The sequence below is a fragment of the Streptomyces sp. NBC_01445 genome, assembly GCF_035918235.1.
Taxonomy (GTDB): domain Bacteria; phylum Actinomycetota; class Actinomycetes; order Streptomycetales; family Streptomycetaceae; genus Streptomyces.
On sequence record NZ_CP109485.1, the window covers coordinates 8,235,911 to 8,257,269 of the forward strand.

Genomic DNA, 21,359 nt, shown 5'->3' on the forward strand with positions numbered 1-21,359 from the left:
GTACACCAAAGAACGGCCTTCGTCCCCCCGGCCTGTCGCGCGCGATCTTCGTACCTGTATTCGAGACCCTAGCGGGGCTAGGTGGGGGATGAGGCGGGATTACTCAACTGGAGGCAGGTGTGCAGGCGGAGGCGGGTGCGGTGGCCGATTCTTTTCCGAACGAGCGGCTTTCGCGACGGATTCTTCGGAACGAGACACTGCTCGTCCTGGCGCTCTCGCTCGGTGCGAGCGGAGTGTCCGCGCTGATCAGCTTTGTCGGATCGGTCACCAAACCGGGGGGCCTGAAGGACCAGGCGGCGACCCTGAACGCCTCGGCGGCTCCCGGGCGGCCGTGGCTTGATCTGGCGTGGCAGTTGTTCGGGATCGCGAGCGCGCTCGTGCCGGTCGCGCTCGTCGCGCATCTGCTGCTGCGCGAGGGCGCCGGGATGCGGACGATCGGCTTCGACCGTACGAGACCGTTCTTCGACGCGACCCGTGGCGCGGTGATCGCGGCGGTCATCGGCAGCACGGGTATCGCCTTCTACCTGGCGGCCCGTGGCCTCGGCTTCAACCTCACGGTGGTGCCGGAGGCGCTGCCCGACGTGTGGTGGAAGTATCCGGTCCTGGTCCTCTCGGCGATCCAGAACTCCGTCCTGGAGGAGGTGATCGTCGTCGGCTATCTGCTGCGCAGGCTGGGGCAGTTGGGCTGGACGCCCGGCACGGCGATCGTGGCCAGCTCGGTGCTGCGCGGCTCGTACCACCTCTACCAGGGCATCGGCGGCTTCTTCGGGAACCTCGCGATGGGCCTGGTCTTCGCGTATCTGTACCGGCGGTGGGGGCGGGTCGGGCCGCTGGTGGTGGCGCACTCGCTGCTCGACATCGGCGCGTTCGTCGGATACGCGCTGCTCGCGGGGAAGGTCGGGTGGCTGCCCACGGCGTGAGGCCGGGGCGGGTGCCGGATGCAGGGGGCGTACGAGATCTTCGTACGCCCCCTGCGGCGTGCCAGGGCCTTTCCTTCGGATCGGGGGAGAGGCCCTAGGCGAGCAGGTCTCCCTCGATGACCGTGACGGCGCTGCCGGTCAGCAGGGTGCGGGCGCCGCGCAGTTCGGTGCGGACGAAGCCCGTGCGGGCGGAGGCCTGGAGGCCGGTGAGTTCGGCGCGGCCGAGGCGCGGGGACCAGAACGGCGCGAGGGCCGTGTGGGCGCTGCCGGTGACCGGGTCCTCGTCGATGCCGACGCGGGGGAAGAAGCAGCGGGAGACGAAGTCGTAGGCGCCGTCGGGGTTCGCGGCGCGGGCGGTGGCGATGACGCCGCGCTCGGAACAGGCGGCGAGGGCCTTGAGGTCGGGTGCGAGGGCATGCACCGTCCTCTCGTCGGCGAGCTCGACGAGCAGGTCTCCCACCTGGCGGCCCGTGTCGTGGACGGAGAGCGGCTCGGCGCCCAGGGCGGCCGCGACCCCTTCGGGGCTTTCGATACGAGTCAGGGGCGCGGTCGGGAAGTCGAGCGAGATCGTGCCGTCCTCGTGCGGGGTCGCGACGAGCACGCCGCTGCGAGTGGCGAAGCGGACCGGGCCGTCGGCCGCGCCGGTGCTGTGCAGCACGTGCGCGGTGGCCAGGGTGGCGTGGCCGCACATGTCGACCTCGGTGGAGGGGGTGAACCAGCGCAGCGCCCAGCTGGCGGTGCCGCCGGCGGGCAGCGGGTGGGCGAAGGCCGTCTCGGCGTGGTTGACCTCAGTGGCGATGTCCTGGAGTCGGGCGTCGTCGGGGAAGTCGTCGAGGAGCAGTACGCCGGCCGGATTGCCGGCGAAGGGGCGGTCGGTGAAGGCGTCCACGATTCGAATGCGCATGGGCTGACGCTACGGGGACGGCGAACGTGCAGGCCAAGGCCAATTCGGGAGAGCTGGACCGGCACAGGGTTGTCAGCCGAACAGTTCCGATATATCGTTGACGCATCGCGACCGATCAACGATGGAAGGAATGATTGCGATGCGTTCCCATGGCTACGAGCATGAACACGGACACGGACATGGACAGTGCGGGCCCGGCCATCCCGGTCGGGGCGGCTTCGAAGGGCGGCGCGCCGCCTTCGGCCCCTTCGGGCCGGGCTTCGGCCCGGGACCCTGGGGCGGCGGCGGGCGCGGCGGCCGGGGCGGACCTCGTGGAAGGGCACGGCGCGGCGACGTACGCGCGTCGATCCTGGCCCTCCTGAAGGACCGTCCGATGCACGGCTACGAGATGATCCAGGAGATCGCCGAGCGCAGCGGCGGGGCGTGGAAGCCCAGCCCGGGTTCGGTGTACCCGACCCTTCAGCTGCTCGAGGACGAGGGCCTGATCGCCAGCGAGAGCGAGGGCGGCAAGAAGCTGTTCGCGCTCACCGAGTCGGGCCGTTCCGCGGCCGACGAGGGGCCCGACGCCCCGTGGGAAGAGGCCGGGCGCGGGGTCGACTGGGACAGCCTGAACGAGATCCGGCAGGCCGGCTTCGGTCTGATGGAGGCGTTCGGGCAGGTCTGGAAGACCGGCAGCAAGGAGCAGCGCGAGAAGGCGCTGACCGTCATCAATGACGCCCGCAAGAAGCTGTACCTGATCCTCGCCGACGAGGACTGAGATCCGCCGGGGGGATTCCCCGTACCGACAGATGAAGGCGCCCCGCACCGAGCGTGCGGGGCGCCTTTCACGTGTTCGCGCGCGCGTCGGGCCGGCTCAGGCGACGAGACCGGCCAGTTTGCGCAGTGACTCGTTGAGCGCGGCCGTCGCCGAGTCCTTGAGCTTGCCCGCCATCAGGGACACTGCGGCGCCGGTGAACTCGCCGTCGATGCGGACCGTCGTGCCGTCGCCGTCCGCGGTCAGGGTGTAGCGCGTGCCGACGGTGACGCCCATCGGACCCTTGCCCTTGATGGCGAGGGTGCGGGTGGTCTCCAGGTCCTCGACGGTCCAGGTCACCTCCGCCGGGAAGCCCATGAGCTTCATGTTCTCCTCGAAGGTGCCGCCCACTTCGAGCGCCGTCGGGGCGCCCTTCGGGAAGCTCGTGTGCGTGGCGTTCCACTCCCCGTACGCGGTGAAGTCGGTGAGCTGGGCCCAGACCTTCTCCGCGGGTGCCCCTATCCGTGCTTCCGCGCTGACTTCGGCCATGCGACCACCCCTTCTCGACGAGAGCTGCGGCGGGCGCAGCCGTGGTGTCGCGGAAAGTAGCCGCAGGACCGCGAACATTCAATACTGATGAACTGTCAGAAGTGGGGAGAGGGTGGGCCGTCGTCAGCCGATCCTTTCGATGACCGCGGCGTCGAAGAGGTCCGATGCGCGCGGGAACGGTCCCTCGTCGTGGCAGTGCCAGGCGTCCCAGAACAGGTCGGCGAGCAGTGCGTCGTCGGGTGCGTACACCCGATACACGTACTGTCTGCCGTCGATCGCTGGCAGGGCCACGAGCCAGCACCTGCTCTTCATACTTGTGAAGGACGAGTTCCGGTATGTCTGCGGTTGCGTGAGTGGCGCTGTGCAAGGCGGCGCGCGCCCCGCCGGGTAAAAAAGGCGCGATCTCATCCGTAAGGAGGAGAACCCGCTCATGCGTGCCCACCTTGTGTCGGACGTGGAAATGCTTCCCGCCGGGGATGCCCGGCCGGACAGGGGCTGATGAGGTGGGAGATGTGCAAAGCCCTACCCCGTCCGAGGCCGCGGCAAGCGGCCACAGCCGTGCAGATGTTGACGCCAGGCTCAGTCCCGAGCTCGCCTCGGTGGTGGCCGGCGCTCGCCGCAGAGCCGTCCGCGACGGGGACCGTCAGATCGACACCGCGCACCTCCTGCACTCGCTCCTCGAGACCGACCCGCAGGTGCGCGAGGCCTTCGACGGCGGCCCGCAGCTGGCCCGCCTCCTCGGCTATCTCGTGCAGCGGAGCATCGGCTACGGCCTCCAGTGGCAGGGCACCGTCGAGGACTCGGGGGCCGTGCCCGTCGTGACGGGGCTCGGCTGGTCGCCCGCCGCGGCCGCCGCGATGGAGGCCGCGCTCGACCGCGCCGAGCGCCGCGGCGACCCGCGTGCGCGCGGCGTCGACCTCCTCACCTCGCTCGCTGCGGACCGGGAGTGCCGCGCGGTCGAGGTGCTCGGGCGGGCCGGGGTCGATGCGGAGAGCCTGCGGCGGCATGTCGAGGCCGAGTGCTGAGGCGGGCGGTTTGGGGCTGAGGCCTGGCTTTGTGTTGAGGCTTGGTTCTGTTCGGGGGTGCGGCTCTTGAGGCCGTGCCCTCCAGTTCGTCCTGCCCGGCGCGTCCGGCACGTGAGACAGGGGTCATTGGGGATGACGGTCATGACGCCGGCTGTCATGATGTGCCGGTGCATGCGTCTCAGGGACTTCAGGTGAACCGCGGGCGAGGTGTCGGACTGGGGCTCGCCCTTGTCTCGGCGCTCGCCTTCGGCGGTTCGGGTGTGGCGGCCAAGCCGCTGATCGAGGCGGGTCTCGACCCGCTCCACGTGGTGTGGCTGCGCGTCGCCGGCGCCGCGCTCGTCATGCTGCCCGTCGCCTGGCGACACCGCTCCCTGGTCGTCCGGCGGCCCGCGCTGCTCGCCGGTTTCGGCCTGCTCGCCGTCGCCGGTGTACAGGCCTGCTACTTCGCCGCGATCTCTCGTATCCCCGTCGGCGTCGCGCTCCTCATCGAGTACCTCGCCCCCGCGCTGGTTCTGGGCTGGGTGCGTTTCGTGCAGCGCAGGCCCGTGACGCGCGCCGCCGCGCTCGGCGTGGTCCTCGCCGTAGGCGGTCTCGCCTGCGTCGTCGAGGTGTGGGCGGGCCTGAGCGTCGACCTGATCGGCCTGCTGCTCGCCCTCGCCGCCGCCTGCTGCCAGGTCGGCTACTTCGTCCTGTCCGACCAGGGCAGCGACGCGGGCGACCGGGCGCCGGATCCGCTCGGCGTGATCGCGTACGGGCTGCTCGTCGGCGCCCTCGTCCTGACCGCCGTGGCGCGCCCCTGGGGTATGGACTGGTCCGTGCTCGGCGGCAGCGCCTCGATGAACGGCACCTCCGTGCCCGCGTGGCTGCTGCTCTGCTGGATCGTCCTGATCGCCACGGTCATCGCCTACGTCACCGGAGTCCTCTCCGTGCGCCGGCTCTCGCCCCAGGTGGCCGGCGTCGTGGCCTGCCTGGAAGCGGTCATCGCGACCGTGCTGGCCTGGGTGCTCCTGGGTGAGCACCTGTCGGCACCGCAGATCGTCGGCGGCGCGGTCGTCCTGGTCGGGGCGTTCATCGCGCAGTCCTCGGCCCCGGCGAAGCCCGAGGTGGTGGCCGTGGCCGGTGGGGCCGCCCCGAACGAGGCGTCCCCGCAGTCGCCGGACAAGACGTTGTCCGGTCGCGGCAGCGCGAAGTAGGGTGTTGATCATGCATTCACGCGCACTCGTGCTTCCGCCCCCGGCCGCGTAACGCGGGCGGTGGCCGTCCGGAGCATTGCGCTCCGGCGACCCATCTGACGAAGATCCGGCTCGGGACGACCCGAGCGGCTCACGGCTGCCCGCAGACGACAGTCCGTGTCCCTGCCCCGCCCCCATTCATGGGGCGCGGAGGCCATTCTTCGTGGAGAACCACGTGTCGCACACTGTCGCGGCTGACTCAGCCGACACCTCGTCCCGTACGTCGCCCGCCGGGGCAGCACCGCTGTTGCCCGTCGGGCGCGGACTCCTCTACCTCGTTGTCGCCGGCGTCGCCTGGGGCACCGCCGGCGCGGCCGCCTCGCTGGTCTTCCGGGCCAGCGACCTCGGCCCCGCCGCCCTGTCGTTCTGGCGCTGCGTGGGCGGCCTCGCACTGCTGCTCGTGGCGCGGGCCCTGCGACCGCGCAGGACCCGGCCCGTGGCGGAACCGCGCCTGCGCAGGGCGGTGCGGATCGCCGTCACCGGGATCGCCCTGAGCGTCTTCCAGACCGCGTACTTCGCGGGGGTCCAGGCGACCGGACTCGCCGTCGCCACCGTGGTCACCCTGGGCGCGGGACCCGTACTCATCGCCCTCGGCGCGCGCCTGATCATGGGCGAACGCCTCGGCGGCGGCGGGCTGCTGGCCGTCCTGGGCGCGCTCGCGGGCCTTACTGTCCTCGTGCTCGGCGGCGGGGGCGCGGCCGTGCGTCCCGCCGGGGTCGCCTGGGCCCTGGTCTCCGCGGCCGGATACGCCGTGATGACCCTCGTGACGCGGTGGTTCGGGCGGGACGGCCGGTCGGGCGATCAACTCGACACGTCCGTCCTGACGTTCGCCGTCGCCGCGGTGAGCCTCCTGCCGCTCGGTGCGCTGGAGGGGCTGGTGCCGCACACCTCCCAGCCGCTCCAGGTCCTGGGGATGCTGGTCTACATCGCGTCAGTACCCACTGCGCTCGCCTACGCCCTGTACTTCTCGGGCGCCGCGGTCGTCAGGTCCGCGACCGTCTCGGTGATCATGCTGCTAGAACCGGTGAGCGCCGCCGTCATCGCGGTCGCGCTGCTCGGTGAGCGGCTGACCGCGCCGACGGTGGCGGGCACGGTCCTGATGCTGGCCGCGGTGACGGGGCTCGCCGTGGCCGAGGCGCGGGCGAGGTAGCCGGACCCGGGCGCCCCGGTGCGCGTGCCGACGCCCACCGGGGAAGGCTCGCCCTGACCGCCGTAGGAGTGTCCTACAGACCCGCCAGGTAGTCCGGCACGGCGATTCCCGGGGCGAGGTCGTCGGCCGGGATCGGTGCGCCGTGGCCCTTGGTGAGCGGGACGACGCCGGTCCAGTACGGCAGGCCGAGGTCCTCCTCGTCGTCGTTGGGGCCGCCGGCGCGGACCCGCGCGGAGACCTCCGCGAGGTCGAGGCGCAGGACGGACGTCGCCGCGAGTTCCTTGTCGTTCCCGGGGCGCGAGTCCTGGGCGCGGCCCGGCACCACGTGGTCGACGATCGCGTCGAGCGCCGTGCGCTTCTCGTCGCGGTCGGTCACCTGGTGGGCGAGGCCGTGCACCACCACGGAGCGGTAGTTGAGGGAGTGGTGGAAGGCGGAGCGCGCGAGTACCAGACCGTCGACGTGGGTGACCGTCAGGCAGACCTGCAGACCGGGGTCGGCCGCACCCGCCATGCGCTGGACGCGCGCGCCCGTCGAACCGTGCACGTAGAGCGTCTCGCCGACGCGGCCGTACAGGGTCGGCAGCACGACGGGGGAGCCGTCGCGGACGAACCCGAGATGGCAGATGTACGCCTCGTCGAGTATCGAGTGGACCAGCTCACGGTCGTAGTACGTCCGCTCGCGCATGCGGGCCGGGACGGTGCGGTCGGTCGCCGGGTAGGGGGCGGAGGCGTCCCCGGAAGCGACGGTGCCGGGCTCGGATGCCACGCTCATTGCAAACTCCATTGCACTAGTGCATAATATGCTTTGTGCTAGGAGAGTATCCGATCGAAGGACGGCGCGCAGCAGAGATTGCGGCCAGCGTGGAGCGCGCGGTGGGCAAGGGTGACCTGCAGCCGGATCAACTTCTGCCGCCCATGAGGGAGTTGGCCCAGCATCTCGGGGTCAATCCCAATACGGTCGCGGCCGCCTATCGCACGCTCCGCGAGCGCGGAGTGATCGAGACCGCGGGGCGCCGCGGCAGCCGCGTACGGTCCAAGCCGGCCACGACGGCCCGCGAGCTGATCCGCGTCGACGTACCGGCCGGGGTGCGCGACGTCTCGAACGGCAATCCCGACACGGGCCTGCTGCCCCCGCTCGCCGAGGCGTTCGCCTGGGCGGCCGCGCAGGGCGACAAGGCGCCCGTCCTCTACGGGGACGGGCCCCTCGAGCCGGAGTTGGCCCGCCACGCGCGCGTGGCCTTCGACGAGGACGGGGTCCCCGAGGGGCCTGTCGCCGTCGCCTCGGGCTCCCTCGACGCCATCGAGCGGGTGCTTGCCGCACACCTGAAGCCCGGCGACGCCGTCGCCGTCGAGGATCCGGGCTGGGGCAGCATGCTCGACCTGGTCCCGGCGCTCGGGCTGCGCGTGGTGCCCGTCGGCGTGGACGACGACGGGCCGCTGCCCGACGCGGTGGAGCGGGCCCTGGGCGCGGGTGCGCGGGCCCTGGTGATCACCGACCGGGCCCAGAACCCCACCGGCGCCGCCGTCACGGCCCCACGCGCGCGTGCCCTGCGCAAGGTCCTGGCGGCCCACAAGGACGTACTGCTCATCGAGGACGACCACGGACACGGGATCGTCGACCTGCCGCTGCATCCGCTCGCCGGTGTGACGCGGCACTGGGCGTTCGTCCGTTCCGCAGCCAAGGCGTACGGGCCCGACCTGCGCATCGCCGTGCTGACGGGTGACGCCGTCACGGTCGACCGGGTCCAAGGGCGCCAGCGCCTCGGTCCCGGCTGGGTGAGCCGCATCCTGCAGCGGGCCGTCGCGCGGCTGTGGACCGAGGGGGCGGTGGACACCGGAACCGTCGCCGCGTCCTACGGGCGCCGGCGCGACGCGCTCATCGCGGCCCTCGCCGAGCGCGGGGTCGAGGCGCACGGGCGCAGCGGCCTGAACGTGTGGGTACCCGTGCCGGACGAGACGGGAGCGGTCGCGCGGCTGCTGCACGCCGGGTGGGCCGTCGCGCCCGGGGCGCGCTTCCGGATGGGGGCGGCGCCCGGGGTGCGGATCACGGTGTCGACGCTCGGCGCGGACGACATCGGCCCGGTGGCCGACGCCGTCGCGTCCGCCACCGGGCCGGCCCCCGCGCGCCGTTACGGCTGAGCGCTGCGCCGAGGGGTTCGCGCCCTGGACTGTGTGAGTGCCGCGCCCGCCAGCACGATCACCGCGCCGATCGGGGTGGACCAGGTCAGGGACTCGCCGAGCAGGGCGACCCCCGCGGCCGTCGCGATCACCGGGATGAAATACGTGACCATCTGCGCCGTGGTCGGACCGACCTCCGCCACCAGGCCGTACTGGATGAGGAACGCGAGGCCGGTGCCGAGTGCGCCCAGGGCGACGATCGCGAGCAGGGGCACGACCGGGAGGTGGGCCGGGAGCGTGGTGAACAGCGGGGTGACGACGGCCAGTTGGACCGTGGCCATCAGGAGCTGCGCTCCCGAGAGCGACAGGTTCGAGTGGCCGGTCCCGGCCAGCGTACGGCGCAGATAGATCCAGCCGACCGGGTAGCTCAGCGAGGCGAGCAGCGCCATCGCCGTGCCGGCCAGGTCCAGGCCGTGGAAGCCCTGCCACACGCCGAGGACCGTGAGCACCCCGAGGAAGCCGATGCCGAGCCCCGCGACCCGGCGGCGCGTCGGCCGGTCCTCGGAGAGCGCCACCAGAGACAGGGCCATGCCCCACAGCGGTGACGTCGCGTTGCAGATACCGGCCAGCGTCGACGGGATCGTCTGCTCGGAGAACGCGAACAGCGAGAACGGCAGGGAGTTGAGCAGCAGCGCCGCCACCGCGATGTGCCCCCACGTCCGCAGGCCCCTCGGCAGCCGCTCACGCTTCACGGCCATGGCCACGGCGAGCACCGCCGTACCGAACGCCAGCCGCCCCAGCGTCACCTGGAACGGCGCGTAGCCCTCGGTGCCGACCTTGATGAGGAGAAAGCTGAAGCCCCAGATCAGCGACAGGACACCGAAGCGGACGCGCCAGTCGAGAGCGCGGCGGGGGCGGGCGGAGGCAGGGGACCCGGTAGGGATCTCGGAAGGCGAGGAGGCAGGGTTGTCGGCAGAGATCTCGGAAGGCGCGGGGGCCGGAGTCGCAGGGGGCGACGAGGAGGCGACGGTGCTCATGGGCATAACGATGCCGCCCCACAACCTCTTAGCACAAGCGAGACTTGTTCCCTGGTATCGCTTAGCATCACTTACATGTTGAACCTGGAGCGCCTGCGCACCCTCGACGCACTCGCCCGCCACGGGTCCGTCAGCGGCGCCGCGGCAGGGCTGCACGTCACGACGTCCGCCGTCTCGCAGCAGATGGCCAAGCTGGAGCGCGAGGTCGGGCAGCAGCTCCTCGCCAAGAACGGCAGGGGAGTGCGGCTCACCGACGCCGGGCGGCTGCTCGCCGAGCACGCCGGGCGGATCCTGTCCCAGGTCGAGCTCGCGCAGTCCGACCTGGAGGCGCACCGCGGGCAGGTCGTGGGGGAGCTGCGGATCTCCGCGTTCCCGACCGCCGCCCGCGGTCTCTTCCCGCGCGCCCTCGCGGCTCTGCGCGCGGAGCACCCGGGCCTGCGGCTGCGCTCGCAGGAGCTGGAGCCCGAGCTGGGGGTTGCCGGGGTCGTGCGCGGCGACCTCGACCTGGCAGTCGTGCTCGACTGGTACAACAAGCCGATGCCGCTCCCCGACGGTCTCGTCAAGGCGGCGATCCTCGACGACCCCGCCGATGTCGCGATGCCGGCGGACCACCCCCTCGCAGGCCGCCGCGAGGTGGGTCTGGAGGACTTCGCCGACGACGAGTGGATCACGTGGGGCGAGGGCGAGTTCTGCCACGAGTGGCTGCTCTTCACGCTGCGCGCCAAGGGCGTCGAGCCCCGCATCGGCCATCGCGCCGCCGAGACCCACACCCAGCTCGGCCTCGTCGCCGCCGGGCTCGGTGTGTGCGTGGCGCCGCTCCTCGGGCGCGATCCGGTGCCGGACGGGGTGGTGACCGTGCCGGTGCGCCGGCGCGTACGCCGGCACGTCTACGTCGTGTGGCGGGCCGACGCGGACCGGCGGCCGTCGATCAGGGCGGCGGTGAGGGCGCTCCGGAGCGTGGGGGCGAGTCTGGGCGGGGACGTCGCCCCAGGGGGTGGCTCCCAAGAGATGGCTCCCCAGGAGACGGCCCCCCAAGCGTGAGCTAGAGCGACGCCAGCTTCCTGAAGTCCCACGACGCGATCTTGTCGGGCGTGAGCCGGGCCCAGGCGTGCCGGCCGTCGTGCGCCATCTCGTCCATCGCGAAGTTCTTGCGGGCGAACAGCCGCTCGGGGACGTCCAGTTCGGGCACGGCCTCGCCGGTGCGCGGGCTCTCCCCGACGAACTCCACCATGCCCGACAGCTCGGCGCCGCGCAGCTCCCCGTACTCCTCGCCCGCGTCGATCACGACGGCGATGCGGGGGTCCTTGAGCAGGTCGGCCCAGCGGCGGCTGCGCGTGATCGAGTACAGCCACAGGCAGGCGCCGTCCCAGACGAACCACAGGGTGCTGACGTGCGGGGAGCCGTCGGGCGAGACGGTGGCGACGCGGCACGTGCGCTGGGACCCCAGGAACTCGTCCAGCTCGGCCGGCGTCATCATGATCTTGCGGCCCCGACGCTGTGTGACGGCCATGCGTACTCCCCTTCGAGGGCTTCTTGCTGACGATGTGTCAGATCAGAAGCATGCGGTGTCTTCCCCCGTGGCGCAATGGTGGCTAATCTCTCGCCGCTCAGGACGCCTGCGACAGGGGGACCCCGTGCCGTCGTACGAAGAGCTCGCCGAACTGCTCGATCCGGCCACCGCGGTACTGCTGACCGTGGAGTGCCAGCAGGGGGTCGTCGGCCCTGACAGCGCCCTGCCCGAACTCGCCGAGGAGGCCAGGTCGTCCGGGGCGCTCGGCAATGTGGCGCGACTTGTCGCAGGTGCGCACGAGAGCGGCGTACAGGTGCTGCACGCCGTGGCGGAGCGGCGGCCCGACGGACGCGGCGCCAACCACAACGGACGCCTGTTCCGCGCCGCCGCGCGCCTGCCCGTGCAGCAGATCTCCGGCACCGTTGCGGTCAGGATCGCGCCGCCCGTCGAGGTGGCGGACGAGGACATCGTCGTACGCCGGCTGCACGGCCTCTCGCCCATCGCGGGCACCGACGTGGACGCCCTGCTGCGCAACCTCGGCTGCCGGACGCTGATCGTCACCGGCGTCTCGGCGAACGTCGCCATACCGAACGCCGTCTTCGACGCGGTGAACCGCGGCTACACCGTCGCCGTGCCCGCCGACGCGATCGCGGGGGTGCCGTCCGACTACACCCCCGCGATGATCCGCAACACGCTCGCCCTCGTTGCCACCGTGACGTCCACACAGGACGTGCTCACCTGCTGGAAGCGCCCGCGCCGAGGCCGCTGACCCGCGTCGCTACGCGAGCGTGATCGAGTCGCCCGAGACGGTGATCTCCTTGGCGGCCAGCGGCTGCGCGGCGGGCGGGTGCTTCACGCTGCCGTCCTCGATGGAGAACTTGCTGCCGTGGCACGGGCAGTTGATGGTGCCGCCCTCGATCGCGGTGACCGGGCACTGCTTGTGGGTGCAGATGTTCGTGAAGGCCTTGAACTCGCCCTTCTTCGGCTGCGTGACCACCACGCCCGCGTCACCGAAGATCTTTCCGCCGCCGACCGGGATGTCGGCGGTCTTGGCGAGTTCCTTCCCTGCCCCGTCCTTGGCCGCGCCGTCGTTGGCCGCGTTCCCCGCCGGCTCGGAGGACGACGAATCGTCCGAGCTCCCGCACGCGGTGAGCGCGGCGGCGATACCGGCGGCTCCCACGGCCGCGACGACGGTACGGCGGGTCGGGGCGGATACGGACTCGTGCGAAGCGGTCATTACTGGTGTTTCCCTTCGGTTCGAGGGGGGTGGCCCTCACTCGTACGGGCCGCGGGACCGGAATGTTCAACACCGGACGGACTTTCGTACGGCGATGATGCGTCGCCTAACCTGGGGCAATGCTCACCGAAGTCACGGCGACCCGCTATGTCACCCCCATGAGGGAAGGCGGATCACTTCCCGGGCTCGTCGAGGCCGACGATCTCGCCCCGTACGTCATGAAGTTCACCGGCGCGGGACAGGGCCGCAAAACGCTTGTCGCGGAGGTGATCTGCGGAGGGCTCGCGCGGCGGCTCGGATTCCGGGTGCCGGGGCTCGTGCGGATCGGACTCGACCCCGTGATCGGCCTCGGCGAGCCCGACCAGGAGGTGCAGGGCCTCCTCAAGTCGAGCGGTGGCGTGAACCTCGGCATGCGGTACCTCTCCGGTGCGCTCGGCTTCGACCCCCTCGCCTACGAGGTGGATCCCGTGGAGGCGGGGCGCGTCGTCTGGTTCGACGCCCTGATCAACAACGTCGACCGGTCCTGGCGCAACCCCAACATGCTGGTCTGGCACGGCGACCTGTGGCTCATCGACCACGGCGCGAGCATGATCTGGCACCACAACTGGCGCGGCGCGGAGGCCGCGGCGGCCCGCCCGTACGACGCCTCCGACCACGCCCTCGCCCCCTTCGCGCCCGATGTCGCGGCGGCCGCGGCGGAGCTCGCGCCGCGGCTCACCGAGGAACTGCTCGCCGAGGTCACCGCCGACGTCCCCGACGCCTGGCTCGCCGACGAGCCTGGCTTCGACGACCCCGACGCGGTGCGGCGCGCGTACGCCGCCGTGCTGCTGCCCCGCGCGGCCACCGTCCACGAACGCATCGGCCTGCCCGAGCGGGATCCCGACCGCGTCCCGCGCACCTCGGGCTGGCTGACCGGCACGGCGAGTGTGAAGGGCGGCACCCGGTGACCGCGACCAGCCGAGACGTCTTCGAATACGCGCTGCTGCGCGTCGTCCCGCGCGTCGAGCGCGGCGAGCAGATCAACGCCGGCGTGGTCGTCTACTGCCGCGCCAAGTCCTACGTCCGCGCGCTCACGCACCTCGACGAGGCGAAGCTGCGCGCCCTCGACCCCGAGGCGGACGTGACCGGCGTCCGCGCGTCGCTCGCCGCCGTCGAACGGCACTGCCGAGGCGGCGGCGACGCGGGCCAGGCGGCGGACGACGACGCGGGCCGGCGCTTCCGGTGGCTGGTCGCGCCGCGCTCCACGGTCGTGCAGCCCGGACCCGTGCACACCGGTCTCACCGAGGACCCCGAGGCAGAGGTCGACAGGCTTCTCGACCTCCTGGTGAGGTGACCTCGCGGTGGCCCCTTCGCGGTGAGTGATCAGTCGCACCCGGTGGGTACGTTGACACCGGGTGCCAGGACTTCTAGCGTCACGTCCACAGGGTACTAAGCGGTCGCTCACCGAGTTGGGACGTGAGGGCCGCACTCTAGGGCGAGGAGACCGAAGAGCATGTCCACCACTGAGCAGCGCGTCGCGATCGTCACCGGTGCCGCACGCGGCATCGGCGCCGCTACCGCCGTACGTCTGGCCGCCGAGGGTCGCGCCGTAGCCGTGATCGACCTCGACGAGGCCGCCTGCAAGGACACCGTCGAGAAGATCACCAACGCCGGTGGCAAGGCCCTCGCGGTCGGCTGCGACGTCGCCGACGAGGCGCAGGTCGAGGCCGCCGTCGCGCGCATCGCCGAGGAGCTCGGCGCGCCGACGATCCTCGTCAACAACGCGGGTGTGCTCCGCGACAACCTGCTGTTCAAGATGAGCGCCCTGGACTGGGACACCGTCATGAACGTGCACTTGCGCGGCGCGTTCCTGATGTCGAAGGCCGTCCAGAAGCACATGGTGGACGCCAAGTTCGGCCGCATCGTCAACCTGTCCTCGTCGTCGGCGCTCGGCAACCGCGGCCAGGTCAACTACTCGGCGGCCAAGGCCGGCCTCCAGGGCTTCACCAAGACCCTCGCCAAGGAGCTCGGCAAGTTCGGCGTCACCGCGAACGCCGTCGCCCCCGGCTTCATCGTCACCGAGATGACGGCCGCCACCGCCGCCCGTGTCGGCATGGGCTTCGAGGAGTTCCAGGCCGCCGCCGCCACGCAGATCCCGGTCCAGCGCGTGGGCAAGCCCGACGACATCGCCAACGCCATCGCCTTCTTCACCGGCGAGGCGGCCGGATTCGTCTCCGGCCAGGTCATGTACGTCGCCGGCGGACCGCTCAACTAGGGCCGGGGGAAACGGACATGACTTCATCCCAGCTCCCTGAGCTCTCCGGCAAGGTCGCCCTCGTCACCGGCGGGAGCCGCGGCATCGGCTACGGCGTCGCCGAGGCGCTCGTCGCCCGCGGTGACCGCGTGTGCATCACCGGACGCGGCGAGGACGCCCTCAAGGAGGCCGTCGAGAAGCTCGGCGCCGACCGGGCCATGTACGTCGCCGGCAAGGCCCACGACGAGGCGCACCAGGCCGCCGCCGTCGAGCGCACCATGGAGGCCTTCGGCCGCGTCGACTTCCTGGTCAACAACGCCGGTACGAACCCGGTGTTCGGCCCCATCGCCGAGCTCGACCTGAACGTGGCGCGCAAGGTCTTCGAGACCAACGTCGTCTCCGCGCTCGGCTTCGCCCAGCAGACGTGGAAGGCGTGGCAGGGCGAGAACGGCGGGGCGATCGTCAACATCGCCTCCGTCGCGGGCCTCGCCCCGTCTCCGTTCATCGGCGCGTACGGCATCAGCAAGGCGGCGATGATCAACCTGACCGTCCAGCTCGCGCACGAGTTCGCGCCCAAGGTGCGGGTCAACGCGATCGCCCCGGCGGTGGTCAAGACGAAGTTCGCGCAGGCCCTCTACGAGGGGCGCGAGGAGGAGGCCGCGGCCGCCTACCCGCTGGCCCGGCTCGGCGTGCCGGAGGACATCGGCGGCGCCGCCGCGTTCCTGACCTCGCAGCAGTCCGACTGGATCACCGGCCAGACCCTCGTGGTCGACGGCGGAATCTTCCTCAATGCGGGCGTCAGCTGACAAAGCCTCCGCGAGGCCGTTTCGGACCAAGCTCGCTTAACTGAAGTTCCCCGCGTACGTCGCGTACGTACGCATCAAGTGCCCTGCCGGAGTGCCCCATTGGCCCGGCGGGGCACTGCGGTATGGTCTCCCGACCTGTGGCATGGCCGATCGAGGAGCGCGCGCGTGTTCAACCGGATCCAGGGCCCCCGTCAGCTGGCGGCGATAACGTGCATATCGCTCCTTGCCGGATGTGGACTGATGTCCTCCGGAGAGTCGGACGACACCGACCCCATCGTCGTGGGGACCACCAGCGCGCCGAGCACCCTCGACCCGGCCGCGTCCTGGGACGGTTCCTGGGAGCTGTTCAGGAACGTCTACCAGACCCTCGTCAGCTTCCCCTCCGGTGCCTCCGAGCCCAAGCCCGACGCCGCCGAGCGCTGCGAGTTCACCGACCCCTCCAACAGCGTCTACCACTGCAAGCTGCGCGAGGGCATGCAGTTCTCGAACGGCGACAAGCTCGACGCGGCGGCCGTCAAGTACTCCTTCGACCGCATCAGAAGGATCAACGTCAAGGGCGGCCCCGAGGGGCTCCTCGGCAGCCTGAAATCGGTCGATGTCAAGGGCGACCGTGACATCACGTTCACATTGAACAAGCCCGACGCGACCTTCCCCTTCGTGCTCGCGACACCGGCGATGTCCATCGTCGACCCCGCCGAGTACCCGGCCGACGCGGTCCGCGACGACGGCAAGATCGCCGGCTCGGGGCCGTACGCACTCGACGCGTACACCGACGGCGAGAAGGCGGAGCTCGTCAAGAACGACCACTACGACGGGTTCGCCGAGCGCAAGAACAGCGCCGTCACCATCCGCTACTTCAAGGACTCCGCCTCGATGGTCGGCGCCCTGCGCGCCAAGAAGATCGACGCCACGTACCGCGGGCTCGCCGCGTCGGACGTCGTGGGGCTCCAGGGCAAGCAGACCAAGGACGGCATCCAGCTCGTCGAGGGCGCGGGCATGGAGATCAGCTACCTGGTGTTCAACCCCAAGGACCCCTGGGCGCGCAAGTCCGCCGTCCGCAAGGCCGTCGCCCAGGTCGTCGACCGCGGCGCGATCGCCCACAAGATCTACCAGGACACCGTCGAACCGCTCTACTCGATGGTCCCGAGGGGCCTGACCGGGCACACCACCGGCTTCTTCGACGACTTCGGCGACCCGAACGCGGCCAAGGCCAAGAACATCCTCACCCGGGCGGGCATCACGGACCGGGTCCCGCTCACCCTCTGGTACACCACCGACCGCTACGGGTCCGCGACCGGCGCCGAGTTCACCGAGCTCAAGCGGCAACTGGACGCGTCCGGACTGTTCGACGTCACCATCAAGGGACGCCCCTGGAAGACGTTCGAGGCCGGATACCGCAAGGGCGAGTACCCCGCCTTCGGTCGCGGCTGGTTCCCCGACTTCCCGGACGCGGACAACTTCATCGCGCCCTTCGTCGGCGAGCAGAACGCGCTGGGAACGCCCTACGCGTCCAAGGAGATCACCGACGACCTGCTGCCGCAGTCGCGTCGCGAGAGCGACCGCGCCGCCGTGGTGGGCCAGTTCAAGCGCGCTCAGCAGATACTCGTCGACGACGCCCGGCTGCTGCCGCTGTGGCAGGGCAAGCAGTACATCGCGGCCAGCGAGGAGATCTCGGGCGGCGAGCGGGCCCTCGACCCGTCGACGATCATGATGATGTGGGAGCTGCAGCGCAAGACCAGCTGGTAGGCGGGCCGCCGGGGCCCGTTGTCAGTGGCCGCGGGTAGGTTCTGGGGTGTGCAGCGGCCGTGCCTCGTACGGCCGTGAAGTGACCGTACCCCGGAGGTTGTTGACGTGACCGACACCGCGATGCTGCCCGAGTCCTGGCGCGGCGTCCTCGGCGAGGAGCTGCAGAAGCCCTACTTCAAGGAGCTCACCGAGTTCGTCGAGGAGGAGCGCGCGAAGGGTCCCGTCTACCCGCCGCGCGAGGAGGTCTTCGCGGCGCTCGACGCGACCCCGTACGACCGGGTCAAGGTCCTTGTCCTCGGCCAGGACCCGTACCACGGGGAGGGGCAGGGGCACGGTCTGTGCTTCTCCGTGCGGCCCGGCGTGAAGACGCCGCCCTCCCTGCGGAACATCTACAAGGAGATGAAGGAGGAGCTCGGCCACCCGGTCCCGGACAACGGGTATCTGATGCCGTGGGCCGAGCAGGGCGTCCTCCTGCTGAACGCGGTGCTCACGGTGCGGGCCGGCGAGGCCAACTCGCACAAGGGCAAGGGCTGGGAGAAGTTCACCGACGCGGTGATCCGCGCGGTGGCCGACCGGCCCGACCCTGCCGTGTTCGTCCTGTGGGGGAACTACGCGCAGAAGAAGCTCCCCCTCATCGACGAGGAGCGCCACGTCGTGGTGAAGGGCGCGCACCCCTCGCCGCTCTCCGCGAAGAAGTTCTTCGGCTCGCATCCCTTCACGCAGATCGACAAGGCGGTGGCCGCGCAGGGTCACACGCCGATCGACTGGCGGATTCCGGACCTGGGCTGACGTCCACGGGTGCGTGTCCCTCCGGGTGCCGTGACCGCCCGGCCCCCGGAGGGACCCCCGCCCGCGCCTGACGGGGATTGTCAGCGGCTGGCGATAGCGTCGGAATCGTTATCGGCTTGGACGATCGGCATACGAGCGTGGAGGACCTGTGGCTGAGCAGCGGGAGCAGGCGGCGGACGACGCCATGATGGCCCGGATCGGGCAGGTGATCATCCTCCATCACGCCGGTGACCGCGAGGAGGCCAGGGACCGGTACCTCGGCCTGTGGGCGGAGATCGGGGAGGACGGCGACCCCCTCCACCGCTGCACGCTCGCGCACTACATGGCGGACGCCCAGGACGACCCGGACCACGAGCTGGCGTGGGACCTGCGGGCCCTGTCCGCCGCCGAGGGCCTGACCGAGGCGCGGCTCGCCCGCCACGAGCAGTCGCTCGCGGTCCGCGCGCTCTACCCTTCGCTGCACCTCAACCTGGCGGCGGACTATGTGAAGCTCGGCCGCCCCGACGCGGCCCGCAGCCATCTGACACAGGCGCGCGCCGTGGTGGGCGCGCTCGGGGACGACGGTTACGGGGACGGTGTGCGGGCGGCCATCGCCCGCCTGGAACAGCGGGTCGCGGCGATGCCGCCCGGCGCGGACGAGGGTCCGGGTCGGGGTTCCGCGGGGGGCGAGCCGCTGGGGCCGCCCAGACGGAGCTCGTAGACGGTCACCCCCTCGCCGGGCCCCTCTGCCTGATGCACGGCCCGCCCCGCCCGCCGTCGCGCCTCATCCCCGTACCACCCCCGCCCGCCTCACCTCCCGTACGTCTCCCGGCAGATGCGGGCCTCGGGGCTGTCCGGGTTCCACTTGCCGTACTGATTGCCCAGGGCGCACACATCGCCCGGGACGCCCGGCGCCGCGGGGGCCGCCGTGTGCGGGTGGCGCGGCGCAGGTGCCGCGGGGCGCGCCGCGTGGTCGGGGCCCGACCGACGGGGTGCCTCCTGGCGTGGCGGCTGGGGCGGGCGCGGCGCACGGGTCGGCCCGGGGGAGGGCGAGTGGGCCGGTGGCGTACGGCCCATCCGGTCCAGCGCCTCCCGCGCCGGCGCCTGCACGACCTGGGGCTCCGCCCGGCCGTCGGGGCGGGGCGCAGCCGGAGCGGCCGGTGCGCTGGGGGACACGGCCGGAGGCTCCGGCTGCCGTACGCTCACGCAACCGGACACCGCTGCGGCCGTGGCCGCCACCGTGAGCAGAAGCGCTGCTGAGGTCGTCGATCGATGCACCTGCGCAACTCTGGCGGCTACGGACTCTCGTGGCGCGCCCGTCGGCCGATGATGCCCCGCACGGGTGACGCGCAGGTCAGGACGGGGACGCGGCGAGCATCCCGCGCAGCAGCTCCCCGAATCCCTCCCGAAGGTCCGCCAGGTCCGGGACCGACGCGTGGAATGCCCCGGCCACGCACGAGAACATGATCCCCTCGGACCAGGCCACCAGCGACAGTGTGTGCCGCTCCGGATCCCGGGACCCCGCGGCGCGCAGCAGCGCGGTGAGCGGTTCGTGGAACTGCCGTCCCGTCGCGTCGAAGAATGCCCTCAGCTCGGGCCGTCGCGTCGCCTCAAGTGCCAACTCGTAACGGCAGATCAGCAGTTGAGGGTGGTTCATCAGATAGCGGTGCAGCGCGAGCGCCATGCCGTCGACGAGCGAGTGGATCCCGCCGGCCGGATCGGACAGCTCGTCCACGGCGAGCACCCGCGACTCGCGCACGGCGAGGCGCCGCACCGTCGCCTCCAGGAGGGCGAGCCGGGTCCGTGCGTAGTTCGACGTCGACCCCTGCGGCAGGCCCGCCGCCTCGTCGACCGCTCGGTGCGTCAGGCCCCGCATCCCGCGCTCGGCGAGCAGATCGAGTGCGGCGTCGGCGATGACTTCGGCGCGAGGTGCGCCGGCGGCGCTCGTGGGGCTGGTGCGTGCGGACATGGTCCCAACCTACCGCTGGAACTACAGATGTAGTACCGTCGAGAACGGGCTCACTACAGGTGTAGTGAGCCCGATGGGACGAGCCGGCGTTGTGAGACGTAAGGAGCGCGAAGCCATGACTGCCGAATCGATGGAATCAACGGTTCCCACCGAACTGGCCGACTCGACGGGCAAGGCACCGGCGCGAGCAAGAGCGCATGGCGCCGCCGGCCGCGGGCGGCGGCCCCGCGCGGTCGTCGTGGGCGGCGGCATCGGCGGCCTCACCGCCGCCGTCGCGCTCGGCCTGCGCGGATGGCACGTCACCGTCCTGGAGCGGGCCGCCGAACTGAAGCCCGTCGGGTCGGGGATCTCCCTCGCCCCCAACTCGCAGCGGGCCCTCGACGTCATCGGCCTCGGCGAGGAGATCCGGTGCCTGGCCGCGTGGGAGGGCGAGGGCGGCCTGCGCACCCCGAGCGGGCGCTGGCTCTCGCGCTCCGACGCGAAGGCCGCCGCCGAGCGCTTCGGCGGCTCCCTCGTGCTCCTGCACCGCGCGACCCTGATCGACAAGCTGGCGTCCCGTCTCCCCGACGGAGTCGTACGCACCGCGTCCGCCGCGGCGCTCGCCGACCCCGGCGTCGAGGACGACCCGGCCCGCCCCGCCCGCGTGACCACTCCGGAAGGCGAATTCGAGGCCGAACTCGTCGTCGGTGCCGACGGCATCAGGTCCGTTGTGCGCAGCGCCCTGTTCCCCGCCCACCCGGGCGCGGTCTACGCCGGGTTCACCACCTGGCGCCTCCTCGTCCCGCCCCTCGGCAGGCCCTTCGCTCAGCACGAGACCTGGGGACGCGGCCGGATCTGGGGCACGCACCCCTTCGCGGACGGCACGGTCTACGCCTACGGTGCAGCCGTCGCCCCCGCCGGCCACCACGCCCCCGACGGCGAGAAGGCCGAGCTGCTGCGCCGCTTCGGCGACTGGCACGACCCGATCCCGGCGATCATCGACGCGGCCGCGCCCGACGAGATCCTGCGCCACGACGTCCACCACATCACCGAACCCCTGCCGGCCTTCCACCGCGGCCGGGTCGCGCTCCTCGGCGACGCGGCCCACGCCATGCCCCCGACCCTCGGCCAGGGCGGCAACCAGGCCATCGAGGACGCCGTCGTGCTCGCCCACCACGCCGACCCCGAGCACCCCGACTCCCTCGGCCTCGCCGCGTACACCGCCGCACGCAGGCCCCGTACGACCGCCATCGCCCGCAAGGCCGTCGGCCTGGGCCGGGTGAACATGCTCAGCAACCGGCCCGCGACGGCGCTGCGCAACATCCTCATCGCCGCTCTCGACAAGACCGGACCCGCCGTCATGCTGCGCGGATTCGACGAGATCGCGGACTGGCGGCCCCCGCAGCGGCCGTATGCTGCCCAGACACAGAGGGCCTAGTCGGA

The 21,359-nt window shown here is 71.7% G+C and carries 25 protein-coding genes; 16 read left to right on the forward strand and 9 right to left on the reverse strand.

Going from position 1 to position 21,359, the window contains the following annotated elements; translation table 11 throughout:
* The first annotated feature begins 119 nt into the window (after window positions 1-119).
* A complete protein-coding gene (locus tag OG574_RS37470; protein ID WP_326776814.1) occupies window positions 120-920 on the forward strand; it encodes a CPBP family intramembrane glutamic endopeptidase in 801 nt (266 codons plus the stop codon).
* A gap of 94 nt (window positions 921-1,014) precedes the next feature.
* Here OG574_RS37470 and OG574_RS37475 read toward each other — a convergent pair whose 3' ends face one another.
* Window positions 1,015-1,824 (reverse strand): PhzF family phenazine biosynthesis protein, encoded by an 810-nt coding sequence (locus tag OG574_RS37475; RefSeq protein ID WP_326776815.1) that lies wholly within the window; start codon window positions 1,822-1,824, stop codon window positions 1,015-1,017.
* A gap of 139 nt (window positions 1,825-1,963) precedes the next feature.
* Between OG574_RS37475 and OG574_RS37480 the strand changes: the two genes are divergently transcribed.
* Window positions 1,964-2,581 carry a PadR family transcriptional regulator gene (locus tag OG574_RS37480; protein ID WP_326776816.1) on the forward strand — a complete coding sequence of 206 codons (618 nt, stop codon included), beginning with the start codon at window positions 1,964-1,966 and terminating at the stop codon, window positions 2,579-2,581.
* Window positions 2,582-2,677: 96 nt separating this feature from the next.
* On the opposite strand, the gene OG574_RS37485 is transcribed toward OG574_RS37480, so the two are convergent.
* Window positions 2,678-3,106 carry a type II toxin-antitoxin system Rv0910 family toxin gene (locus OG574_RS37485; protein WP_326776817.1) on the reverse strand — a complete coding sequence of 143 codons (429 nt, stop codon included), beginning with the start codon at window positions 3,104-3,106 and terminating at the stop codon, window positions 2,678-2,680.
* 123 nt (window positions 3,107-3,229) lie between these two features.
* Window positions 3,230-3,397, reverse strand: coding sequence for a hypothetical protein (locus OG574_RS37490; RefSeq protein WP_326776818.1), 168 nt, complete (start codon window positions 3,395-3,397; stop codon window positions 3,230-3,232).
* A 221-nt stretch (window positions 3,398-3,618) separates the two neighbouring features.
* Between OG574_RS37490 and OG574_RS37495 the strand changes: the two genes are divergently transcribed.
* From OG574_RS37495 to OG574_RS37505, 3 genes are all read left to right on the forward strand, one after another.
* The gene (locus OG574_RS37495; protein ID WP_398377399.1) at window positions 3,619-4,131 is read left to right on the forward strand and encodes a Clp protease N-terminal domain-containing protein; all 513 of its coding nucleotides are present in this window, start codon (window positions 3,619-3,621) and stop codon (window positions 4,129-4,131) included.
* A gap of 161 nt (window positions 4,132-4,292) precedes the next feature.
* The gene (locus OG574_RS37500) at window positions 4,293-5,324 is read left to right on the forward strand and encodes an EamA family transporter (RefSeq protein WP_326776820.1); all 1,032 of its coding nucleotides are present in this window, start codon (window positions 4,293-4,295) and stop codon (window positions 5,322-5,324) included.
* A 283-nt stretch (window positions 5,325-5,607) separates the two neighbouring features.
* A complete protein-coding gene (locus OG574_RS37505; protein ID WP_326778747.1) occupies window positions 5,608-6,513 on the forward strand; it encodes a DMT family transporter in 906 nt (301 codons plus the stop codon).
* Between the two features lie 73 nt (window positions 6,514-6,586).
* Here OG574_RS37505 and OG574_RS37510 read toward each other — a convergent pair whose 3' ends face one another.
* Window positions 6,587-7,285: a pyridoxamine 5'-phosphate oxidase family protein gene (locus tag OG574_RS37510; RefSeq protein WP_326776821.1), complete on the reverse strand. Its 699-nt coding sequence runs from the start codon at window positions 7,283-7,285 to the stop codon at window positions 6,587-6,589.
* Between the two features lie 35 nt (window positions 7,286-7,320).
* Between OG574_RS37510 and OG574_RS37515 the strand changes: the two genes are divergently transcribed.
* Window positions 7,321-8,652 (forward strand): aminotransferase class I/II-fold pyridoxal phosphate-dependent enzyme, encoded by a 1,332-nt coding sequence (locus OG574_RS37515; RefSeq protein WP_326776822.1) that lies wholly within the window; start codon window positions 7,321-7,323, stop codon window positions 8,650-8,652.
* On the opposite strand, the gene OG574_RS37520 is transcribed toward OG574_RS37515, so the two are convergent.
* Entirely contained in the window at window positions 8,643-9,668 is a 1,026-nt protein-coding gene (locus OG574_RS37520) for a DMT family transporter (RefSeq protein ID WP_326776823.1), read from the reverse strand. The two genes, OG574_RS37515 and OG574_RS37520, sit on opposite strands and share 10 nt — an antisense overlap.
* A gap of 75 nt (window positions 9,669-9,743) precedes the next feature.
* Between OG574_RS37520 and OG574_RS37525 the strand changes: the two genes are divergently transcribed.
* Entirely contained in the window at window positions 9,744-10,709 is a 966-nt protein-coding gene (locus tag OG574_RS37525) for a LysR family transcriptional regulator (protein WP_326776824.1), read from the forward strand.
* Between the two features lies 1 nt (window position 10,710).
* On the opposite strand, the gene OG574_RS37530 is transcribed toward OG574_RS37525, so the two are convergent.
* Window positions 10,711-11,178, reverse strand: coding sequence for a pyridoxamine 5'-phosphate oxidase family protein (locus OG574_RS37530; protein WP_326776825.1), 468 nt, complete (start codon window positions 11,176-11,178; stop codon window positions 10,711-10,713).
* A 124-nt stretch (window positions 11,179-11,302) separates the two neighbouring features.
* Between OG574_RS37530 and OG574_RS37535 the strand changes: the two genes are divergently transcribed.
* On the forward strand, window positions 11,303-11,947 hold the full coding sequence (locus OG574_RS37535) for a cysteine hydrolase (RefSeq protein WP_326776826.1): 645 nt from the start codon (window positions 11,303-11,305) through the stop codon (window positions 11,945-11,947).
* Between the two features lie 9 nt (window positions 11,948-11,956).
* Here OG574_RS37535 and OG574_RS37540 read toward each other — a convergent pair whose 3' ends face one another.
* A complete protein-coding gene (locus OG574_RS37540) occupies window positions 11,957-12,415 on the reverse strand; it encodes a Rieske (2Fe-2S) protein (RefSeq protein WP_326776827.1) in 459 nt (152 codons plus the stop codon).
* A gap of 119 nt (window positions 12,416-12,534) precedes the next feature.
* On the opposite strand from OG574_RS37540, the gene OG574_RS37545 reads away from it, so the two are divergent.
* From OG574_RS37545 to OG574_RS37575, 7 genes are all read left to right on the forward strand, one after another.
* Window positions 12,535-13,362 (forward strand): HipA family kinase, encoded by an 828-nt coding sequence (locus OG574_RS37545; RefSeq protein WP_326776828.1) that lies wholly within the window; start codon window positions 12,535-12,537, stop codon window positions 13,360-13,362.
* Window positions 13,359-13,748 (forward strand): DUF3037 domain-containing protein, encoded by a 390-nt coding sequence (locus tag OG574_RS37550; RefSeq protein WP_326776829.1) that lies wholly within the window; start codon window positions 13,359-13,361, stop codon window positions 13,746-13,748. The genes OG574_RS37545 and OG574_RS37550 overlap by 4 nt, the downstream gene beginning before the upstream one ends.
* Before the next feature lie 159 nt (window positions 13,749-13,907).
* Window positions 13,908-14,669 carry a 3-oxoacyl-ACP reductase FabG gene (gene fabG / locus OG574_RS37555; RefSeq protein ID WP_100597616.1) on the forward strand — a complete coding sequence of 254 codons (762 nt, stop codon included), beginning with the start codon at window positions 13,908-13,910 and terminating at the stop codon, window positions 14,667-14,669.
* A gap of 17 nt (window positions 14,670-14,686) precedes the next feature.
* Window positions 14,687-15,454, forward strand: coding sequence for an SDR family oxidoreductase (locus OG574_RS37560; RefSeq protein WP_100597615.1), 768 nt, complete (start codon window positions 14,687-14,689; stop codon window positions 15,452-15,454).
* A 165-nt stretch (window positions 15,455-15,619) separates the two neighbouring features.
* The gene (locus OG574_RS37565) at window positions 15,620-17,200 is read left to right on the forward strand and encodes an ABC transporter substrate-binding protein (RefSeq protein WP_326776830.1); all 1,581 of its coding nucleotides are present in this window, start codon (window positions 15,620-15,622) and stop codon (window positions 17,198-17,200) included.
* Window positions 17,201-17,305: 105 nt separating this feature from the next.
* Complete coding sequence (ung, locus tag OG574_RS37570; protein ID WP_266566828.1) at window positions 17,306-17,989, forward strand: uracil-DNA glycosylase; 684 nt, start codon at window positions 17,306-17,308, stop codon at window positions 17,987-17,989.
* Window positions 17,990-18,137: 148 nt separating this feature from the next.
* Window positions 18,138-18,689: a hypothetical protein gene (locus OG574_RS37575; protein ID WP_326776831.1), complete on the forward strand. Its 552-nt coding sequence runs from the start codon at window positions 18,138-18,140 to the stop codon at window positions 18,687-18,689.
* Between the two features lie 89 nt (window positions 18,690-18,778).
* Here OG574_RS37575 and OG574_RS37580 read toward each other — a convergent pair whose 3' ends face one another.
* Complete coding sequence (locus OG574_RS37580; protein ID WP_326776832.1) at window positions 18,779-19,144, reverse strand: hypothetical protein; 366 nt, start codon at window positions 19,142-19,144, stop codon at window positions 18,779-18,781.
* Between the two features lie 178 nt (window positions 19,145-19,322).
* Window positions 19,323-19,937 (reverse strand): TetR/AcrR family transcriptional regulator, encoded by a 615-nt coding sequence (locus OG574_RS37585; RefSeq protein ID WP_326776833.1) that lies wholly within the window; start codon window positions 19,935-19,937, stop codon window positions 19,323-19,325.
* A gap of 154 nt (window positions 19,938-20,091) precedes the next feature.
* On the opposite strand from OG574_RS37585, the gene OG574_RS37590 reads away from it, so the two are divergent.
* Window positions 20,092-21,354, forward strand: coding sequence for an FAD-dependent monooxygenase (locus OG574_RS37590; protein WP_442816943.1), 1,263 nt, complete (start codon window positions 20,092-20,094; stop codon window positions 21,352-21,354).
* The last annotated feature ends 5 nt before the right edge of the window (window positions 21,355-21,359 follow it).

Bases quoted from the DNA above. Each gene is read 5' to 3' on its own strand.
- OG574_RS37475 (WP_326776815.1), bottom strand. From the start codon at position 1,824: ATGCGCATTCGAATCGTGGACGCCTTCACCGACCGCCCCTTCGCCGGC.
- OG574_RS37480 (WP_326776816.1), top strand. From the start codon at position 1,964: ATGCGTTCCCATGGCTACGAGCATGAACACGGACACGGACATGGACAG.
- OG574_RS37485 (WP_326776817.1), bottom strand. From the start codon at position 3,106: ATGGCCGAAGTCAGCGCGGAAGCACGGATAGGGGCACCCGCGGAGAAG.
- OG574_RS37510 (WP_326776821.1), bottom strand. From the start codon at position 7,285: ATGAGCGTGGCATCCGAGCCCGGCACCGTCGCTTCCGGGGACGCCTCC.
- OG574_RS37520 (WP_326776823.1), bottom strand. From the start codon at position 9,668: ATGAGCACCGTCGCCTCCTCGTCGCCCCCTGCGACTCCGGCCCCCGCG.
- OG574_RS37525 (WP_326776824.1), top strand. From the start codon at position 9,744: ATGTTGAACCTGGAGCGCCTGCGCACCCTCGACGCACTCGCCCGCCAC.
- OG574_RS37530 (WP_326776825.1), bottom strand. From the start codon at position 11,178: ATGGCCGTCACACAGCGTCGGGGCCGCAAGATCATGATGACGCCGGCC.
- OG574_RS37540 (WP_326776827.1), bottom strand. From the start codon at position 12,415: ATGACCGCTTCGCACGAGTCCGTATCCGCCCCGACCCGCCGTACCGTC.
- OG574_RS37545 (WP_326776828.1), top strand. From the start codon at position 12,535: ATGCTCACCGAAGTCACGGCGACCCGCTATGTCACCCCCATGAGGGAA.
- fabG (WP_100597616.1), top strand. From the start codon at position 13,908: ATGTCCACCACTGAGCAGCGCGTCGCGATCGTCACCGGTGCCGCACGC.
- OG574_RS37560 (WP_100597615.1), top strand. From the start codon at position 14,687: ATGACTTCATCCCAGCTCCCTGAGCTCTCCGGCAAGGTCGCCCTCGTC.
- OG574_RS37585 (WP_326776833.1), bottom strand. From the start codon at position 19,937: ATGTCCGCACGCACCAGCCCCACGAGCGCCGCCGGCGCACCTCGCGCC.